14 protein-coding genes are annotated in these 21084 nt (G+C 50.9%); all 14 read left to right on the forward strand.

Going from position 1 to position 21084, the window contains the following annotated elements; all coding sequences use genetic code 11:
- The first annotated feature begins 490 nt into the window (after positions 1 to 490).
- Positions 491 to 3943 (forward strand): Ig-like domain-containing protein, encoded by a 3453-nt coding sequence (locus tag A8990_RS29760; protein ID WP_116192650.1) that lies wholly within the window; start codon positions 491 to 493, stop codon positions 3941 to 3943.
- A 79-nt stretch (positions 3944 to 4022) separates the two neighbouring features.
- Positions 4023 to 5462 (forward strand): tetratricopeptide repeat-containing glycosyltransferase family 2 protein, encoded by a 1440-nt coding sequence (locus A8990_RS29765; RefSeq protein ID WP_181909843.1) that lies wholly within the window; start codon positions 4023 to 4025, stop codon positions 5460 to 5462.
- Positions 5463 to 5553: 91 nt separating this feature from the next.
- A complete protein-coding gene (locus A8990_RS29770) occupies positions 5554 to 6051 on the forward strand; it encodes a DinB family protein (protein ID WP_116192652.1) in 498 nt (165 codons plus the stop codon).
- A gap of 180 nt (positions 6052 to 6231) precedes the next feature.
- Positions 6232 to 7236: a glycoside hydrolase family 43 protein gene (locus A8990_RS29775; RefSeq protein WP_116192653.1), complete on the forward strand. Its 1005-nt coding sequence runs from the start codon at positions 6232 to 6234 to the stop codon at positions 7234 to 7236.
- A 253-nt stretch (positions 7237 to 7489) separates the two neighbouring features.
- Positions 7490 to 9235 carry a type 2 periplasmic-binding domain-containing protein gene (locus tag A8990_RS29780; RefSeq protein ID WP_116192654.1) on the forward strand — a complete coding sequence of 582 codons (1746 nt, stop codon included), beginning with the start codon at positions 7490 to 7492 and terminating at the stop codon, positions 9233 to 9235.
- Positions 9236 to 9368: 133 nt separating this feature from the next.
- A complete protein-coding gene (locus A8990_RS29785) occupies positions 9369 to 10286 on the forward strand; it encodes an ABC transporter permease (protein WP_116192655.1) in 918 nt (305 codons plus the stop codon).
- Positions 10287 to 10299: 13 nt separating this feature from the next.
- Positions 10300 to 11193: a carbohydrate ABC transporter permease gene (locus A8990_RS29790; protein ID WP_116192656.1), complete on the forward strand. Its 894-nt coding sequence runs from the start codon at positions 10300 to 10302 to the stop codon at positions 11191 to 11193.
- 150 nt (positions 11194 to 11343) lie between these two features.
- A complete protein-coding gene (locus A8990_RS29795; protein WP_116192657.1) occupies positions 11344 to 12927 on the forward strand; it encodes a response regulator transcription factor in 1584 nt (527 codons plus the stop codon).
- Positions 12928 to 12955: 28 nt separating this feature from the next.
- A complete protein-coding gene (locus A8990_RS29800) occupies positions 12956 to 14683 on the forward strand; it encodes a sensor histidine kinase (protein WP_116192658.1) in 1728 nt (575 codons plus the stop codon).
- Positions 14684 to 14779: 96 nt separating this feature from the next.
- A complete protein-coding gene (locus A8990_RS29805; RefSeq protein ID WP_116192659.1) occupies positions 14780 to 15904 on the forward strand; it encodes a family 8 glycosyl hydrolase in 1125 nt (374 codons plus the stop codon).
- Between the two features lie 93 nt (positions 15905 to 15997).
- The gene (locus A8990_RS29810) at positions 15998 to 18100 is read left to right on the forward strand and encodes an alpha-glucuronidase family glycosyl hydrolase (RefSeq protein WP_116192660.1); all 2103 of its coding nucleotides are present in this window, start codon (positions 15998 to 16000) and stop codon (positions 18098 to 18100) included.
- A gap of 30 nt (positions 18101 to 18130) precedes the next feature.
- Entirely contained in the window at positions 18131 to 19210 is a 1080-nt protein-coding gene (uxuA, locus tag A8990_RS29815; RefSeq protein WP_116192661.1) for a mannonate dehydratase, read from the forward strand.
- A complete protein-coding gene (locus A8990_RS29820) occupies positions 19207 to 20088 on the forward strand; it encodes an SDR family oxidoreductase (protein ID WP_116192662.1) in 882 nt (293 codons plus the stop codon). Before uxuA ends, A8990_RS29820 begins: the two co-directional genes overlap by 4 nt.
- 103 nt (positions 20089 to 20191) lie before the next feature.
- Positions 20192 to 20986: a Nif3-like dinuclear metal center hexameric protein gene (locus A8990_RS29825; RefSeq protein ID WP_116192663.1), complete on the forward strand. Its 795-nt coding sequence runs from the start codon at positions 20192 to 20194 to the stop codon at positions 20984 to 20986.
- Positions 20987 to 21084: the final 98 nt, after the last annotated feature.

A 21084-nucleotide genomic window follows, 5' to 3' on the forward strand; every position in this document is an offset into this window, starting at 1 on the left:
GCAAACGATTCCGAGATCTCGATGGTTGGATAAGAAGAAGACTCCGGTCGGTACAGCTGCGAAGCTGGAGGAAGATAAGGAAACTTCATCGAGAGATGCGCAAACGAGGATGGGATAGAGAACTGCCGGGGTTACGAATGACCGCTTGGCGCAGCTCCTACTCGACGTATGCGCAGTATGCGATGCCAAACAAGTGGTTTGAAGAAATCGGTCTAAGTAGTTTGTCCTCGATCCAAAAAGACCTTCATCCCCAACGGGGATAATCATGGAGGAGCCGGATGCGATGACCCGCACGTCCGGATCTGTGAGAGGCCCATGCAATTGCGCATGGGCCTACTCGATTCGTCAAGAACTGACAAAATTTTAGTATAATCTCGTTCTCTATCGAATCCGGTCGTGGTATAGTAGCAGTAGTAGAATTGGTATGTAATACCTATTGTGAAATAGGTCGTTTATGACATAAAGCTCATCGTTATGGGAGGTATCAATAATGTCGAAGAGGCAGAGGAAACTGCTGCACAAGAAGCGGTCGATGAAGAAAATTGCCCGTATGATCGGCACAGCAGCAGCAGCGGTTCCGCTGGCAATAGCAGTTCCGGTGATGGTTCATGCGAATGAATCTGGACCGGTAGCATCTTTACCGTCACTCAGCCAGTTAATGGCCACAACCTACGCGGATCAGCTGGTGGCAGGGAAACGATTCTCGGTGGATTTAAGATCCGTTTTTGGAGACGGGGTCACGACTTATAAATTCGATAACGTGGTTGTTCAGAATAGTTCTGTAGCGGATGCGGAGATTATTCGAGAAGACGGTATTCCTCTATTATATCTTTCCTTGAAGAAGACGGGGACGACTAGTATCGATGTTCAGTATCGACAGAATGGGCAGGAAACGACTTCTCACGAGAGATTTCAAATTAAAGTCGATCCGAACACGGCTATAGATACGAACAATAACGGTGTCGACATCGGCGATGTGGTGAGATATTTCAAGACGAACAGCGATGGCTTCACGACTAGCGACTATCGCACCTTATTGAAGGCTGCGGTTGCGAGTTCAGTTTCGGAGCCGAATCATGCGCCGAGCGTCTTCCCGGAAATAACACCGATTGCAATGACTGCAGGAACCTACAGTGAGATTCAATTAAACGATCTATTCAGCGATGAAGACGGCGATGAGCTCTCTTTCACACTCATTGACCCACCATCCAGCGGTTCTTTTGTAGGTGCATACCTTTATAGTGAGACTAGCACTCTAGTTCTATACGCAGTCAGTCCAGGCTCGCAGCCTCTTCGTTTCTCGGTTGATGGTAGTGATGGTGAAGCGAGTGCAACGAAGGTCTTTAGTGTGACCGTTGATGCTGCGCCTGTGGTTAATCATCCTCCGGTTGCTGATGCGATTAGCTTTGAAGTCAATGAAGATGGCAGTTATGTCGGCACGTTTAGCGGAACGGATGTAGACGCGACAGACACACTTACTTACAGCGTCGTTTCGCAGCCTAGCCATGGTACGGTGAGCTACAGCTCACTAGAGTTGAACCAGTTCAGATATACACCAGCAGCGGACTTTAGCGGAACGGATGCCTTCACTTATGTGGCGAATGATGGAACGGCCGATTCGGTGCCTGTGACAGTATCTATTACGATTAAGCCAGTGAACGATAAGCCGGTAGCGAATGCGATCAGCTTCGAAGTGGATGAAGATGGCAGCTATATCGGAACGTTCAATGGTTCGGACGTAGATGCGGCTGACATTCTTACTTACAGCTTCGATTCGCAGCCTAGCCATGGCACGGTGAGCTACAACTCACTAGAGTTGAACCAGTTTAGATATACACCAGCAGCGAACTATAACGGAACGGATAGCTTCACTTATGTGGCGAACGATGGAACGGTCGATTCGTTGCCTGTGACTGTGTCGATTACAGTCAACCCCGTGAACGATAAGCCGGTAGCGAATGCGATTAGCTTCGAAGTGGATGAAGATGGCAGCTATATCGGCACGTTCAACGGAACGGACGTAGATGCAGCGGACATTCTGTCTTATCATGCTGCGTCACAGCCACTTCATGGTACGCTGAGCTATGGCTCGCTAGCGTTGAACCAGTTTAGATATACGCCTGAAGCGGACTATAACGGCGGGGACTCTTTCACCTACATAGCGAACGATGGAACGGTAGATTCGGAGACCGCGACCGTAACGATTATTGTAAACTCCGTGAATGAGCGACCGGTAGCAAATGCGATTTACTTTGAAATGGAAGAGGATGGAAGTTATATCGGAACGTTCAGCGGAACGGATGCAGATGCGGCGGACATTCTTACTTTTCGAGCAGCGACAGAGCCACTTCATGGTACGCTAAGCTATGACTCGCTAGAGCTAAATCAGTTTAGGTATACGCCAGCAGCGAATTATAACGGTCCGGACTCTTTCACCTACGTAGCGAACGATGGAACGGAAGACTCGGGTGAAGTGACCGTTACTTTGAATATCGCGCCGGTAAACGACTTACCTATAGCCGGTATGGTAGGCCAAGAAGGCCTTATTCATCTTCACTCCAATCAAAGTGCGATGTTGGATCTGACGAAGGTCTTTACCGATGTCGATGGTCAGCAGCTCACGTTCCGTACGAGCTTCCAAGGCAACGGATATAGCCTCAACGGAACGCTTAGTGGTTCGAGTTTATACTTAAATGCACTTAGTTCCTCTGGATTCTCTTCTTTCGATTTGCAGGCAAGCGATGACGGCGGAGAGACATGGGTGTCACTCCCAAGCCCTGTCTTGGTTGAAGTCGATAACGAACCATACGGAAGTTTACCGGATGTAGAAGGGATTTCCAATGCGCAGGATGAGTATACTGTTGACTTGGCTAATTATTTTGAGGGAGATTTTGGGCATTATTTCTCGTATATAACGGAACCTCCATACGACGGTTTGCAGATAGAGGGGTCGACGTTAACGGTTCCTCTGGAGGATGATAAGAATGTTAACGTTGTCGTATCGGCCTGGGACGATCATGGCCTGACGATCACAGATAACTTCAACCTGTATGTTGGACTTGGAGTAGAAGATATAGGCGTGCAATTCTTCGATAACTATGACGTTAATCACAATGCCTATATTTACATGAAGGATATTTTCCCTAATGCTGATGAGTTCCGAGTTACTGTGTATAACAATGATGAGGTAAAAAGCATTGGCAGCTACGAGCTCGGCACATGGACGAGTGACGATTATTTAAGCTTATGGACAGATGCGAGCTTTACGAATGTATCGGAGGTTCAGGTCGAAGGCCGTACATTAGATAATGAGGGCCAAGAAACGAACGTAAAGAGCTACACACTCCGAATTCGTGAGAACACGGCCCCGTATTTAGAAGACGGAGGTGTAGAAGCACCGCCGATCTACATTAAGAAAGGCGATACGGTTGAACTGGGAATCACGGATGCAGAGGGAGATCCGATTACTTCTGTTGATGTTCAGCCTGACGATTCGATCTGTGGCGAGAGCGGCAGTTGTGTCACGACGACCTATGCAAATGGCAAGCTTATTGTAACAGGGCTGGAAGCCGGGTCAAAGTCAATGGAAATCACGATGTCGGATGGACTACCGTTCGGCACCGGCTATGTTTATCGCTACTTCATCGTTTATGACGATAGCATCGACATTGTAGACGATTTTAGTATTGATAAAGACCTTGCTGGATTATTAACGGGTATGAATTTATCTACATTACAGCTGCAGCATGTAGACAGTGAGTACATTATTCCTGAAGCAACTCTAGAGGGAACAACGTTGCATTTTGACGTGAATTCAGAAGCCATGTACCCGGGGGACAGCGAATTAATTACTGTATATATTACAGACGGGGAAATTACTAGAACACTCACACTATACATGAACGTTGCCTTCCCGGAGATCCCGGAACAAGGAACCGAGTAGAAGAAGATGCAAGACTATTGGCCAACTTTACTTCAGGTTGGTCTTTTCTTTTCAAATCAATCCGAAGGAGAATGAGCCCTTGAATCAGGCGACGGACAAGAAACAGTCAGCTTCGAATGCCATTCGTCAAGCGCTAACGGTTCGTAAGTTCAAGCTTGCAGAGAAACTGGCGCTCGATAGCCTACGCAGTCAGCCGTTAATCGCGCAAAATTGGGTGTTTCTCGGTGAAGCGCTGCTGCATCAGGGCTACGCACAAGAAGCGGGACGAGCATTCGAAAGAGGAAGTCTGCTTGACCCGCAGGCACAGTGGACAGGTGAGGTAGAGAAGGTGCTAGCAGGCAAACCACCGGGGGAATCGCGTGCAGATTTAGAGGAATTGTGGCAGTTACAACCAGCCGTAACCGTTGCCGCGGCTATAATGACACGCAATGAAGCACGCTGTATCGTCCGCTGTGTGAATAGCTTACAGGACGCCGTTGATGAAATCGTCATCATTGACTCGGATTCTACGGACGGCACGATTGAGCTTGTCGAGCACTTGCCCAAGGTGAAGATTATTCGAGGCGTTGCGCTAAATGACGATTTTGCTTGGAAACGAAACCAGGCTCTGCCGCATATCAAGAGCGATTGGGTACTCTGGGTGGATGCGGATGAATGGCTGTTCCAAGAAGATCGTGAAGCTGTTCGAATTGCAGCATCAATGTTCCACAATCGTTTTCAGCATGCGGTTCTTAATGTGTGCCAAGTCAATCAGGTGCAGGGCAAAGTAACGGCCGATTATGCGAATCCGCGCATGTTCCCGCTTAATCGAGGGTTGCATTATTACGGGCGTGTTCATGAGCAGGTAGTAATTGAAGGCGAAGATATGTACGACAACCGCATGATGAGGCGGCCAGTACGTATAAGGCTTCATCACGACGGCTATGAGCCGGCTATTATGGGCCAGCAGAATAAACTCGATCGCAACTTAAGGCTGCTGAGGCTAATGGTGGAACAAGATCCAGACAATCCAGGATGGTATCTGTATTATGGGAGAGAGACGCTGGCGACAGGGGATATGGAGAAGGCGAAGGAATTATTCCTAGAAGCGGAGCGGCTTGCGGCGGGTAAACCGAATTTTGGCAGGCTACTGGATGTTCTTATGTACTTGAACAAAATCTATATGAGTTCAAATAATTATGAGCAGGCACAGCGCGTATGCTTGCGTGCGCTAGAAGTGCAGCCGGGCTTTCCCGATGCGAAGTATCACCTGGCAAGAGCACAGATGAGGCAGGCAGGGGTTCTGCTCCAGCAAGCAGAGCGCAGCCTTAAAGAATCGAAGGAAGCCTTCCGTAATTATCGGGGGACTGTAACAGCGGATGCTGCTATTGCGGATTGGAAAGCGGATCTTGCGCTGGCGGATCTTACGGCAATAGCGGGCAAACGATCAGAAGCGAGAGGCCAATATGAACGGATTCTGAGTCGCCATCCCGAGCTGAATATGGTGCAAAAGAAACTAAATAGCATGAAGGGTGAATAAAAGGCGAACTCAACTGACATGCTGTTGTCAGCAGACCTGCTGTATAGTGAGCTTATGAAAGTTAGCGATACAAGTAATGGAGGCGAACAGCATGTTTACAAGCGTGCAAGATTTTATTAAAGACTACAGCAGAGAGTCCCAATCGACTCAGAAGCTGCTTGATTCACTGACAGATGAATCTCTTGGGCAAGAGATTTTACCGGGATTGCGTACACTCGGCATATTGGCATGGCACTTGATCCACGATGACAAAGGCATGGTTCAGCAAATCGGCATCAAGTTCAAAGCGCCGGCTGCGCATTCCGAGCATCCGCAATCAGCGGCCGTCATTGCGCAGACGTACCGGGAAACGACTGCGGCACTGCTTGAAGCGGCGTCGCAATGGTCCGACGATAGGCTGCAGGAGAGCAATAACTTGTTCGGCCAAACTTGGAAGAATGGATTTACGCTTTTCCAATTCATCAAGCATGAGGTTCATCACCGCGGTCAGATGACGATCCTGATGCGTCAAGCAGGCTTGCCGATTGCTGGCGTGTATGGTCCCTCCAAGGAAGAATGGGAACGAATGGGCATGACTGCACCTGTGTGAACGACCTTACAATCTCTAATAAGCTGCGATTGCTCTGCACGAATGGAGCGCTCGCGGCTTTTTCTTTAATTTTCGAAGTAAAAACCATACTTTCTTTAATGAATCGCACAGCTTTCCTTTCTATAATGGATTGAAAGCGATTTCTAAGACTCTATGACTACGAGAAGGAGTGCTACATTTATGGATACAAATACAAAGCAAACGACGAACAATGCCGTGCAGAACGAACCTATCGTTACGCATATCTATACCGCCGATCCTTCCGCGCATGTTTTCGAAGGCAAGCTGTACATTTATCCTTCCCACGATATCGACCATGACGGGCCGACGAACGATAACGGTGACCAATATGCGATGGAGGATTATCACGTTCTGTCGATGGACAGCGCAGATGCGCCATGCGTCGATCACGGCGTAGCGCTTCATATTAAAGACGTGCCTTGGGCTTCCCAGCAAATGTGGGCGCCGGATGCAGCGTTCAAGAACGATACGTATTACTTGTTCTTCCCGGCAAGAGACAAGGACGGCATCTTCCGGATTGGCGTAGCGTCAGGCACTTCGCCAAGCGGACCGTTCAAAGCGGAAGAGAACTATATGGAAGGCAGCTTCAGCATCGACCCTGCTGTATTCGTCGATGAAGACGGCCAGTCGTACATGTACTTTGGCGGCCTATGGGGCGGTCAGTTGGAGAAGTGGCAGACAGGTTCCTTCAAGCCAGATGCAGAGGGACCGGCTGCAAACGAGCCTGCACTCGGACCGCAAGTGTCACAGTTAAGCGATGATATGCTTTCGTTTAAGACAGCGCCTCGGGAAATTCTGATCGTGGACGAGAACGGATCGCCGATTACAGCGGGTGATGAAGACCGCCGCTATTTCGAAGGTCCATGGATGCACAAGTACAACGGCAAGTATTACCTCTCGTATTCCACAGGTACGACGCATAAACTTGTTTATGCAGTTGGCGATCATCCCGAAGGACCTTTCGTATTCAAAGGAACGATTCTTAATCCGGTGCTCGGCTGGACGACGCATCATTCGATCGTCGAGTTCGATAACAAGTGGTACTTGTTCTACCACGACGCATCGCTGTCCGGCGGCGTTGACCATAAGCGCAGCGTGAAATTTACCGAGCTGCACTATAATGAAGATGGTACGATTCAACTGGTTGAGACTAATAAGAAGTAAGCACAGAAAAGCGGCCTTCGGGCTGCTTTTTTTTCTCCACACTCGGATGATGATGCGGCATTTCGTCGATTCTATGTAGGTAGCTTTCCCTAAAACTTGGCCAAGCAGTCCCGGATTCCATGTCGAATAGCGACGAACGTATATGCTTTTTAAAGCTTATGCTATAGTTTATGGGGTCAACAAAACAAACAGAAATTATATAATGAAAGTGCTTACAAAATATATACAGCGATTTGAAAGGGGTTTGAACGCATTGGCTAAAAAACTAATGGTTGCTTCTATGGCACTTGCAGTAGCTTTGACTGCATCTGCATGTGGGAACAGCAACAACGGCGGAGATGAAGCATCGACGAATGGTAACACATCTTCGAACACGACAAACAATGCTGCTTCCACTGATAACACCACAGCTAACAACACAGCAGCAACAAATGAAAGCGCTCCAAAGGATAAAGTAACTTTCTCCTTATTCAACGGGGTAGCTAATGCGCCAGATGGCAACACGAACGAGACTACGATCGGTAAAGCGCTCGAGGATCAAACAGGTGTCAACTTCAAAATCGAACACTTAGTAGGCGACTTGAAAACAAAAATCGGTACAATGATCGCATCCAACAAATACCCGGATGTTATCGATCCAGATGCCGGTATTGACCAATTGCTTGATGCAGGCGCATTTATCGACCTGACACCGTACATCGACAAGTATCCAAACATTAAGAAGGTTTACGGCCCATACTTGAGCCGGATGAAAGCAGCAGATGGCAAGATCTACTACCTGCCGTTCTCCACACAAGTTGGCGCATACACAGCAGACCCTAACATCAACCAAGGCGCATTCTGGGTTCAACGCCGCGTATTGAAGGAAGCGGGTTATCCGAAGATCAAAACAATGGACGAGTACTTCAAGCTGATTGAAGACTACGTGAATAAGCATAAAGACGAGAACCTGATTGGCTATGCATCGTTGACGAACGACTGGAGATTCTTCGCAACGTCCAACCAACCGATGCACCTTGCAGGCTATCCGAACGACGGTAACGTCGAAATCGACATGAATACGCATGAAGCGAAGACATACTACACAAATGACGATACGAAGCGTTGGCTGCAAGCGTTGAACACGCTGAATTCCAAAGGTCTGTTCGACAAAGCTTCCTTCGTTGACAACTACGATCAATACATCGCGAAGCTGAGCTCCAAGAAAGTCGTTGGTTTCTTCGACTACGGCTGGCAAATCGCGAATGCGAACAATGTGCTGAAAGATGCTGCGAAGAAAGATCCGGCTCAAGATGATTTCGTATACCAACCAATGCCGATCACTTTCGATGGTCAACCAGACCAACTGCTTGACCCACCAGGCTTCGTTAACAACCGTGGTATCGGTATTACTGTAAGCGCGAAGGATCCTGAGCGCATTATGCAATACTGGGATACGCTGCTCTCCGAGGACAACCAAATCCTGAGAAGCTGGGGTATCAAAGGCGAAACGTATGAAGTGGACGACAAAGGACGCTTCTACCGCACGGCAGAAGAGATTGCGAAAATCGACGAGCCGTTCAATCTGAAGTTTGGCTTTAAATACTATGCATGGGATTGGCCGCAATACGGCACGAACTCGACGCTTTCTGACGGCAATGCGCTTGCGCCAGGTCTGCAGCCAGAAGTGTTCCAACTGAGCTTGACTGACAAAGACAAAGAAATTCTTGGTAAATACGGCGTTCAAACGTATGCAGCTCAATTCGCTACACCGCAAGACCGTCCGTGGTACCCAGCTTGGGGTATCCCGAAAGAACAAGGCTCGCCGCAACAAATCTGGGAAACGCAGAAGGACGAAGTGACGAAGAAGTACTATCCGAAGCTCGTTCTGGCGAAGCCAGCTGATTTCGATAAAGTATGGCAAGAATACCTCGGTGCATTCGGCAAGCTGGACACGGCTGGCTATGAGAAATGGTACACCGAACAAATCAAAACAATCTTGGACCAAGTAAGCAAGTAAGCAAGAAGTAAAAGAAAGTAGCAATCGATTAAAGGCTAAGCGAAGGGCCGACATAAGCGTGCAGCTAACAGCGCAGACGTCCGGCCTTTCGCTTAATTTCTACCATGGTCGAAATGGAAGGGGAATTACACGTATGGAAAAGAGTTTTTTCAAAAAACTCATTCAGCAACGGATGCTCGTCCTGATGTCCGTTCCATTCGTCATTTGGTTATTTATTTTCAAATATTTGCCGCTTTGGGGATGGACGATTGCATTTCAGAAATATAAACCGGCACTGAGCTTCTCTCAACAAAAGTGGGTCGGGTTTGAGCATTTCAAGTTCTTGTTTACGGATGAACGTTTTTTGCGCGTTTTGCGCAATACGCTCGCGATGAGCGGAATCAATCTCGTGCTGGGCTTTGTAACAGCAATTACGCTCGCGCTGCTGCTTAACGAAATTCGTCTTGTTGCTTTCAAACGTCTCGTACAGACTGTCAGCTATTTGCCTCACTTTATTTCTTGGGTTGTTGCTGCGGGCATTATTCAGACAACACTTGCTAACGATGGCATTATTAATGAAATTTTGGTTGCTACAGGTATTATTCATAAAGGCCAGGAGATCTTGTTCCTCGGCATTCCGCATTATTTCTGGAGTATCTTTGGTGCAAGCTCGGTTTGGAAAGAAGTGGGCTGGAATACAATCGTATATTTGGCTGCAATGACAGCCATCGATCCGTCTCAATATGAAGCGGCTGACATGGATGGCGCAGGCCGTTTCAGAAAGATGTGGAACGTTACACTGCCGGGAATTAAGCCGGTAATCGTCGTTCTGTTAATTATGAATATCGGTAATTTGATGGAATCGGGATTCGAGCCGCAATACCTTCTCGGCAACGGGATGAACGTCGACTTCTCCGAGAACATTGACATATTCGTACTCAAGTATGGTATTGAACAGAGTAACTACTCGCTATCGATTGCTGCAGGGATGTTTAAAACCGTCGTCAGCTTAATACTGCTAACGGCAGCCAATACGATCGCGAAGAAAACAGGCGAAGCTAGACTGTACTAAGGAGGGGTGCCTGATGAAGCACGCGAGTTTTGGAGATAAGGTTTTTGAAGTATGCAACTATACATTTCTAGCTTTGCTCATGGTGGTCACCTTGTATCCGTTCCTGAATACGCTGGCCTACTCGCTTAACGCCGGGCTGGATTCGCTTAAGGGCGGCATCCATTTGTGGCCAAGAGAATTTTCCATTCAGAACTACAAGTTTGTTTTCAGGGAAGCAACGATTCTGCACGCTACGATGATCTCGGTGTTTCGTACCGTTATCGGTACGGCCGTTACCGTATTCTGCTCGGCGATGGTTGCTTATACGATAAGCCGACAGGAGTATGTGCTGCGGAAGTTCATTACGATTGCATTTATTCTCACGATGTATTTCTATGGCGGCTTGATCCCGGTGTTCTTGCTCATGCGTGACCTGCACTTGGTCGGATCGTTCTGGGTTTATATCTTCCCTGGCGTCATTGGCGTTTTCAACCTCATTGTCATTCGTTCGTTTATTGAGGGACTTCCAGAGAGCATTATGGAATCCGGCAGAATCGATGGGGCAGGAGACTTCCGCACATTCTGGAACATCGTGCTTCCGCTCTGTCTTCCGGTGCTCGCAACGGTAGCGCTGTTCACTGCGGTATACCAATGGAACTCCTGGTTTGATGTGTTCTTGTACAACTCGTCTGACATCAATCTGAGCACACTCCAGTACGAGCTGATGAAGATCTTGCAGAACTCCAACGCATCCTCGGCAACGATGGAGAGCGGATTCTCAAATTCGGGCGCGGCAGCGTCCATGGTCACACCACTTTCCATTCGAGCAACGATGACGATTGTGGCATCTGTACCAATGATTATTGTATATCCTTTCCTGCAGAAGTATTTCGTGAAAGGTATGACAGTCGGCGGTGTAAAAGGTTAATAGGAGTAAAGAGGCGCATGCTGTTATTGGCATGTGCCTACGTTTGTTTTCCCGGCAAGTGGGCCATGTGAATATTTGATGCAATTCTGCTATACTTTTCAAAAGTGCTGCCATCTCTTGTAAGCGATTGCAACGTTAGGAGGGAATCAGATGCGCAGAGCCATTCTGGTTGACGATGAAATATTCGCCCGCAAAGGGCTTGTAGGGCTTATCCCTTGGGAACAATACGGCTTTGAAATCGTCGCGGAAGCCGAGGATGGAGAAGAAGCGCTGGCGCTAATCGGGCAGCATATGCCCGATCTTGTCATAACGGATATTCGCATGCCCGTAGTGGATGGGCTTGAGTTAATTCAGACGGTTCAGGAGCGGTTTGGCCAGACCGTGAAATTCATCATCATTAGCGGCTACGGCGATTTCAAATATGCACAGCAGGCGGTTCGTTTCGGCGTCCATGATTACTTGCTGAAGCCGATCGACGAGGATGAGCTGACAGAGACGCTGCAGCGCATATCGACGATGCTCGATACGACGCCAAGCTGGACACCGGAAGAAGTGAACCCGATTCTGCAAGCTTCGCTGTTCGAGCAGCTCATCTCGGGCAAGACAGACGAGAAGGCGGTGTCCGAAGCGGCGCAGCTGCTTGGACTGCCTGAAGATAAGCCGCTGCGCTACATAGCGTTAGAGCTTAATGATATTCCCGTGGAAGCAAGCGATGAACAGAGAAGCAGCCAAATCGAGAAGGTCAGAGAGGCTGTTGTCGAGCTGTTGAAGCGCAGATTCGATGTGACGCCGGTCGTCTACGTCCGGAACCAGGCGGAGCTCGGCATTCTGATCCGGCGGCAAGAATCGAACCTTGCTTGGGCCGTGCGGCTTGGGGACGAATTAGTTCGTGCTGCGAAAGGGCAGATCATTGAGGGAGCTGTGCCGCTCGTCTACGTCGGAGCGGAGGCGGCTAAGCTTTGCGAGATCAAGGGATCGTATCAGAGCGCGACGGAGCTCCAGCGGCTGAAGTTTGCCTTTGCCAATCAGAGTGTTATCGTCTTCGACGACTTAGGAGGGACGAAGCTGCAGTTCAAGGAGCTGGAGTCTTCGTTCTATTCCGAGCTGATGGAGCGTCTTGAGGAGCATGACAGCGAAGGTGTGAACGCGCTCGCCGATGCGATGTTCCGCGCATTTCAGGAGCAGCGGTTCGCGCTTGAATCGATCACGTCGTCGCTTGCGAGATGCGTGCACGAAACGACCCGGATCATTCAGACGATGCAGGGCGACGAGGATAAGCTTGCGGCATTCCAGCCGATTATGCAGTGGCAGAACGAACCGCGCACGCTGCAAGGGGTGAAGCGGCTGCTGATTGATTTTCTGAACGAGTGCATGACTTCGATTGCATCACTTCGGAGTACGACGATGCGCGGCGATATCGGCAAGATTCGCTGCTACATCGAGACAAACTATACGAACAATATCAGTTTGAAGAGCATCGCGAAGCTCTACTACATGAATCCGGTCTATCTCGGCCAACTGTTCAAGAAAACATACGGTGTCTACTTTAACGATTTTTTGCTGCAAATCCGGATTCAGGAGGCCAAGCGTCAGCTGCGCCAAACGGATAAGAAGATCTATGAGATTGCCGCAAGCGTCGGATTTGGCAATCCGGATTATTTTGTCAGCCAGTTCGAGAAGGTGGAAGGCAAGACGCCGACTGAATATAAGAACGCCATGATTTCGAAGAAGTGAGGCGTACGTACTCGGGGGATTTTAGACTATGAAATTAACCAGCTCCTTTCACAATGTCCGGCTCCGCAGCAAGATGCTGATGATTTATTTTCTATCCGTGTTCATCCCGGTCATTCTGACGAACGTCATCTTCTACAACATTACGACGAACAACGTCAAGAACCAGAAGATGCGGGATATCTCGCTGGCGATGGAGCAGATGCGCAACGAGCTGATGAACCAGGCAGATGCCGTCATCGGGATCGCTACGGTGCTGTATACCGATTCAATTCTGAATGATTACCTCGATACCAGGTACGTCAACGACGCGGACTACGTCTTCAACTACCACTCCTATATTACGGACATGCTGGAGAAATACACGCCTGTTTATCGAGCTATTCAGCGAATCACCTTATACACCAATAACGATACGATCATTTATGGCGGCTATGTGTACCCGATCTCCGAAATTAACAAGCAAGCGAGCTGGTATAAGAAGCTGGAGGTATCGGGCACGGCTAATCCGATCATTGTGGAGGACTCGGAATCGCCATCCAAGCCTGCGCTCAGCGTCGTTGTTCGTATGAGCAACACGACTGGCCAGAATGTGTTTGATAAGATCATCAAGATCGACCTCCACCCGGAGCTGGTCAAGCAGATTCTGAGCAACGTTACGCTGGAAGGCAATGTGTATTTGATGGAGGGCGACAAAGTTCATTACAAGCTCTACTCCGGCGATAACGGCATGAGTGAAGAGTCGGAAGACGGAGCCATTATCATCGAAGAAAATATGTCGAACAAGTCCTACTTCAACAACTGGAGAATTGTCGGCAAATTCCAGGAGCGCCAAGTGCTTGAAGAGGTGCGCAAGTCGAAGGAATTCGTCATTTACATGGCGCTGCCGAATATATTGATTCCTTCGCTCATCATTATCTGGTTCACGCGTTCGCTTAACCAGCGTTTATTCCGGATTCTGAGACAGATGAAGCGAGTGAAGAATCATAACTTCGAGCTGATCGAGAATGAAGAGGCAACCGATGAGATCGGCCAGCTGACAGCAGAGTTCAACCATATGACGATGCAGCTGCGAAGCCTCATCCACGACGTGTATATGGCGGATATTCAGAAGAAGGAGCTGGAGCTTGGGCGCAAGCAGTCTCAGCTTCATGCGCTGCAGAGCCAGATCAATCCGCATTTCCTGTTCAACTCGCTTGAGACGATTCGGATGCGCAGTTTGATGAAGTCCGAAGAGGAGACCGCGAAGATTATCCATCATCTGGCGAAAATCTTCCGTAAGTCCTTGTCATGGGGCAGAGATTTGGTCAGCGTCAGAGATGAGCTCGATCTGGTCGATAGTTTCCTGCAAATTCAGAAATATCGGTTTGGCGACAAGCTCAATTATGCCATAGAAGTCGATGATGACTGCGTTTCAAGCCTGATTCCGAAAATGACGCTGCAGCCTCTCGTTGAGAACTCCAGCATTCACGGCATCGAACCGATGAAGCAGCCTGGCTTCATTCGCGTTAGCGTCCGCAAGTCGAGCACAGGCCCTGGCATCGTATGTACCATTGCCGATAACGGCGTCGGCATGTCCGAGGAGAAGCTTGCTCAGCTGCAATACGATATGAACCATTCCGAGGAGCTTGGCGAGAGCATCGGCATGCGGAACGTCTTCCTGCGCCTTAAGCTGTTCTACGGAGACGAGGCCAAATTCTCCATCGATAGCGCGAAGGATCAAGGGACAACGATTCGGATCGAGATCCGATCTCTATAGTTTACTAAGTTCGAAGTATAGTTTAGTGGGTAAATAATGCTCCGCCCGCTCTGTATACTGAATAGGTCGATTAAAAGCGCTTACAAGGAGGCGTGCATGATGAATGCGACCTATCGCAATTTGCTGCTAGAGTATGGTTATGATGAGGCTGAAATCGGCCGTAAAGTTGAAGAAACGTGGGAGCTGTTGTTCGGAGAGCATGAGGCGACACGCATCTACTATCCGTCAGGTGACGATATGGGTTATATGCTGGACACCGGCAACCTGGATGTCCGTACGGAAGGCATGTCATACGGCATGATGATGGCGGTGCAGCTGGATAAGAAGGATGTATTCGACCGGCTGTGGCGCTGGAGCTATCAGTATATGTATATGACTTCGGGCGAGAACAAAGGGTACTTCGCTTGGTCCTGCAATACGGATGGCACGAAACGTTCGAATGGCCCTGCGCCGGATGGCGAGGAATATTTTGCGCTTGCGCTGCTGTTTGCTTCACATCGCTGGGGCGATGGAGAAGCGCCGCTCGATTACAGCGTGAAGGCGCGTCAGGTGCTGCATGACTGTATTCACAATGGTGAAGATGGTGTAGGGTATCCGATGTGGAACCCGGACAATAAACTGATCAAGTTCGTTCCGAATGTTGAATTCAGCGATCCGTCGTATCATTTGCCGCATTTCTACGAGCTGTTCGCACTTTGGGCTAATGAGGCAGATCGTCCATTCTGGCGGGAAGCGACGGAAGCGAGCCGCAATTATTTGAAGATTGCTTGTCATCCTGTGACGGGGCTGTCTCCGGAGTATGCGCATTATGACGGCACGCCGAATGATGAGCGCGGGTATGGTCATTTCTTCAGCGACTCGTATCGGGTTGCGGCCAATATTGGTCTAGAGGCATCCTGGTTCGGTGCGAGCGATTGGATGCGCGAGGAAGCGGAGCTCATTCAAGCGTTCTTCGCGGACAAGGACCCAGCGGATTATCGGCGATATACGATTGCAGGCGAGCCGTTCGAGGAGAAATCGCTCCATCCGGTTGGACTCATCGCGACGAATGCTGCAGCATCGCTTGCTTCACCGGAAGGGCCTCATGCACGTTCATCGGTTGAGCTGTTCTGGGGAACGCCTGTCCGTGACGGCGACCGCAGGTACTATGACAATTGTCTTTATTTATTCTCATTATTGGCTCTTAGCGGGCGGTATCGGATTTGGATGCCGGTACAATAAGCGCGTTATTATTGTAGCGAGAGTCTCCGATCAGCGGAGGCTCTTTTCATTTCAGCATGAAAAAAATAGGGCAGAGGATAGGAGCGGTGAATGATGAATCAGGTAACTTTAATAGATAGCGGTTATGACTGCTGGTTAGGCTACAAGCGGATTGCGGATAGCGCGCTGCGTGAAAGCTATGCGCAGTATGGTTCGCGGTTTGTCGTGATTGGCGGGGAAGGCGATGGGGACGAGAACGGCGAAGGCTTGGGAGCGTCGTCGTTGCTGCGCACCGCGGGCAAGGAGCTGGAGCTTGCGCTCTCTTCGATGTTGGGCAGTGTAACGCGAGAACGTGTTAGCGGTGCGGGAATGGTCGTTGCTGGCACATTCGGCAGCTCATCTGCATTTGAGTCACTAGCAGGGGCGTATGAGCCTGCAGAGTTGGGCGAAGAGGGCTATGTGATTCATTCATCGGAAGAGGATGGCTGCATCTATCTGTCGGCGGCTTCGGAGCGGGGCGTTCTGTATGCTGTTTTCCACTTCATTCGTTTGCTTCAAACCGACCAGCAGCTGGAAGGCTTGCGGATTCAGGAAGTACCGCGTAACGGGCTGCGCATGATCAACCACTGGGACAACATGGACGGTTCGGTTGAGCGCGGCTACGCGGGCAATAGTATTTTTTATCGGGATGGCAGATTCATAGAGGATAAGAGCCGCATTCGGGACTATGCCCGTTTGCTCGCTTCCGCAGCGATCAATGCGATCTCGATCAATAACGTCAATGTGCATCGGCAGGAATCGAAGCTCATTACGGATGAGTTTTTGCCGGACGTTGCCGAAGTCGCGGGTATCTTCCGCGAGTATGGCGTTCGCCTGTTCTTGAGCGTGAACTATGCAAGCACGATTGAAATCGGCTGTCTCGATACAGCAGATCCGCTCGATTCGGGCGTTGCTGAGTGGTGGAAGCAGGCGGCAGCGGATATCTATCGGTACATCCCGGACTTCGGCGGTTTTGTCGTGAAGGCTGATTCGGAATTCCGTCCGGGGCCGTTCACGTATGGCCGCAATCATGCAGACGGGGCGAATATGCTGGCGGATGCTCTTGCGCCGTTCGGCGGAGAAGTCATCTGGCGCTGCTTCGTCTACAACTGCTTGCAGGATTGGCGCGACCGAAAGACGGACCGTGCCCGTGCGGCGTATGACCATTTCATGCCGCTGGATGGTCAGTTCCGGGATAATGTCATGCTGCAAATTAAGAATGGCCCGATGGACTTCCAAGTTCGGGAGCCGGTGTCGCCGCTGTTCGGCGGTTTGACGAAGACGAATCATCTGCTCGAGCTGCAAATCGCGCAGGAATATACAGGGCAGCAGCGGCATCTCTGCTACCTCGTTCCGCAGTGGAAAGAAGTATACGACTTCGACACGTATGCTAGTGGGGCTGGATCGACCGTTGCTGAAATCGCCAGCGGCCGATTGTTCGGTCGTGCGCGCGGGGGCATTGCAGCCGTATCCAATATTGGCGATGACTTGAACTGGTGCGGTCATGTGCTGGCGCAGGCGAATTGGTACGGCTATGCGCGTCTTGCGTGGAATCCGGATCTGAGTGCGGAGCAGATTGCTTCGGAGTGGATTCGGATGACTTTTGGACGGGATGAAGAATTGGAACGGATCGTGCTCGATATGCTGCTCGGCTCTTACAGCATCTACGAATCGTATACGGCGCCGCTCGGTGTAGGCTGGATGGTCAATCCGAATCATCACTATGGCCCGAACGTTGACGGCTACGAGTACTCCAAATGGGGCACTTATCATTATGCGGACCGCCTTGGCATGGGGGTTGATCGTACGGTGCGGACGGGGACAGGCTACGCCGGTCAATATCATGCGCCGGTAGCGGAGCGTTACGAGTCGCTGGCTGATTGCCCGGATGAGCTGCTGCTCTTCTTCCACCACGTGCCTTACTTGCATGTTTTGCATAGCGGTAAAACGGTTATTCAGCATATTTACGATACGCATTTCAGCGGTGCGGAACAGGCTGCGGAATTGCTTGCGAAGTGGGATACGCTCGCTTCCCGAGTAGACAGCGGACGATTCGAGCATGTGCGCGAACGGTTGGCTCATCAGGCTGAGCATGCATGTGAGTGGCGCGATATGATCAATACGTACTTTTATCGAAAATCAGGCGTTGCGGACGAGCAGGGCCGTACGATCTACTAGCTGGCTTGAGCAGAGAGGCAGGGAATAGATATGCGCATGGTGTTCCGCTGGTATGGAACTGGCAATGATACCGTAACTTTGCAGCAGATTAAGCAAATTCCAGGCGTTGAAGGCATCGTCTGGGCGCTGCACGACGTGCCGGCTGGCGAAGAGTGGCCGATGGAGAAGATCCAGGTGTATAGGGAACAAGCTGATCAGTACGGTCTGCATCTGGAGGTCGTCGAGAGTGTAAACATTCACGAGGATATTAAGCTTGGCTTGCCGACTCGTGATACGTATATCGAGAACTATAAGCGGACAATCGCGAAGCTGGCTACGGTCGGGGTCAAGACGATTTGCTACAACTTCATGCCCGTGTTCGACTGGGTTCGTACCGATCTCTTCAAGGAGATGGGTGACGGCTCGACGGCACTGTTCTATGAGAAGGCGAAGGTCGACCAGATGGACCCGTCCGAGCTGGTGAACCGGATCGCGAACGATGTGGATGTGACGATGCCGGGCTGGGAGCCGGAGCGGCTGAAACAGCTGGCGCCGCTGTTTGAGAAGTACAAGTCTGTTTCGGAGGAGGATCTTTGGGGGAACCTGGCGTACTTCCTGGAGCAGATCATTCCGGTTGCGGAGCATCATGATATTCGGATGGCGATTCATCCGGACGATCCGCCTTGGCCGATCTTTGGCTTGCCGCGCATTATGACGGGGCAGGCGAGCATTCGCAGGCTGCTGAAGCTGGTGGATAGTCCGTATAACGGCGTTACGCTGTGCAGCGGCTCGCTTGGCGCGAACCCGGACAACGACATCGTCGCGATGGTACATGAATTTAAGGGTCGTATTCCTTTTGCGCATATTCGCAATGTGCGCGTGTACGACAATGGCGATTTCATCGAGACCTCGCATCGTACGGAGGATGGGACTGTCGACATCGCAGGTATCGTGCGTGCTTATCACGAGACTGGGTTTACGGGCTATGCGCGTCCAGATCATGGGCGGCATATTTGGGACGAGAAGTGCCGTCCGGGCTACGGGCTGTATGACCGGGCGCTTGGCATTATGTATCTATGGGGCGTTTGGGATTCGATGCGTGCAGCGGAAAGGAGCGGGAGCGGGGTATGACGGAGACGAAGCGTGACGGTGAAAAGTCAGGGATTCCTGTGCATGAAGGTTTGAGCGGCAAAGTTGCTGTCGTAACCGGAGGAAGCGGCGTTCTTTGTTCTGCGATGGCGATTGAGCTTGGCCGCCAAGGCATGAAAGTGGCCATTCTGAACCGCACGGAGGAAAAGGGTCTCGTAGTCGCGGAGGCAATCCGCTCAGCCGGCGGAGTGGCGATCGCAGTCGTCTGTGACGTACTGGACACTGCGAGCGTAGAAGCCGCGGCAGCTCGAGTGAAGGAGGAGCTAGGCGACTGCCATCTGCTGATCAATGGAGCAGGCGGCAACCATCCGGAAGGAACGACGACGAACGAGACGTTCAAGACGGAGGAGCTGGGTCAGCCGGACATTCGGACATTCTTTGATATGACGCAGGCGGGCTTCGGCTATGTGTTTGATTTGAACTTCCGCGGCACGCTGCTGCCGACGCAGGTGTTTATGAAGCAGATGCTGGGCAAAGAGGGCGCATCGGTAATCAATATTTCGTCGATGAGCGCGCCGAGCCCGATGACGAAGGTTCCTGCATATAGCGCGGCGAAAGCAGCGATCGATAACTTCACGCAGTGGCTCGCGGTTCATATGGCGGAGGCTGGCATTCGCGTGAACGCCATCGCGCCAGGCTTCTTCTTGACCGAGCAGAATCGGAAGCTGCTCGTCCGTGAGGACGGCGCCTTAACCGAGCGCTCGCACAAAATCATCACGCATACGCCGATGCGCCGCTTCGGCAAGCCGGACGATCTGCTAGGCACGCTCGTCTGGCTGGCGGACGATGCGGTGTCCGGTTTCGTCACCGGCATCACGGTGCCGGTGGACGGCGGGTTTATGGCGTACTCGGGCGTGTAAGCAGAAGTGAGTGGGGCGACGATTCTCGTTCGTGTTCGTGTTCGTGTTCGTGTTCGCGGTGCGAACCTTGCAAAGGCGGATTGAATGCTGCGGAGGTGCGAGGATGACAGCAGTTGTGCGCGTTAAAGATGTAATTGAGGAGTTGGGGGGACCGGTAGGCGCGGACCAACTGCGCTTCGGGGAGCCGGAGGAGATTGTGACTGGCATTGCCGTGACGTTCATGGCAACGCAGCAGGTGCTGGAGGAAGCCCATCGTAAAGGGCTGAACCTAATCATTTCCCATGAAGGGCCGTTCTACAGCTATCATCACCAGCCGCATGCGAAGCTGCAGGAGAGTGCCGATCCCGTGTACCAGGCCAAGCTGCGTGTGATTGCTGAGAAGCGGCTCGCGGTTTACTGTTACCACGACGGCTTGCATCGGCAGAAGGTCGACGGCATTATGGCGGGGCTCTTGCAGGAGCTAGACTGGGATGCCTATGTGCAGGAGCACGAGCCGGCGGCTTCGGTTGTCGAGCTCCCAACATGTACGGTTGGCGAGCTGGCAGAAGAACTGAAGCGTAAGCTCGGCATCGGGATGGTTCGGGCAAGCGGGGATTTGTCCGTGACCTGCAGAAGGGTCGGCGTGCTGGTCGGCTTCCGCGGTGGCGGCGATGTTGCTATTCCGCTATTCGAGCGATACCAGCTCGATGCGCTCATTTATGGCGAAGGCCAAGAATGGGAGACGCCGGAGTATGTACGGGATTCGTGCTACGGGGGCATGGCGCGAGCGCTTCTTGTGCTCGGCCATCTCGAGAGCGAGCAGCCGGGCATGAAGCTGCTCGCGGACAGGCTTAGCAGTCGGTTCCCATCGGTACCGGTGCAATATTTGGCGGTAGATCCGCTGTTTACTGTTTTGTAAGGGGGCTGCCCCGCGAGTCACATGTTGTTATGTGGTTTGCGAGGTGGCTTTTTTTGTTGAGAGTCGGATTTCCCGACTCTCAGCCGCCAAATGGGAGA

The organism is Paenibacillus taihuensis, assembly GCF_003386535.1.
Taxonomy (GTDB): Bacteria; Bacillota; Bacilli; order Paenibacillales; family Paenibacillaceae; genus Paenibacillus_Z; species Paenibacillus_Z taihuensis.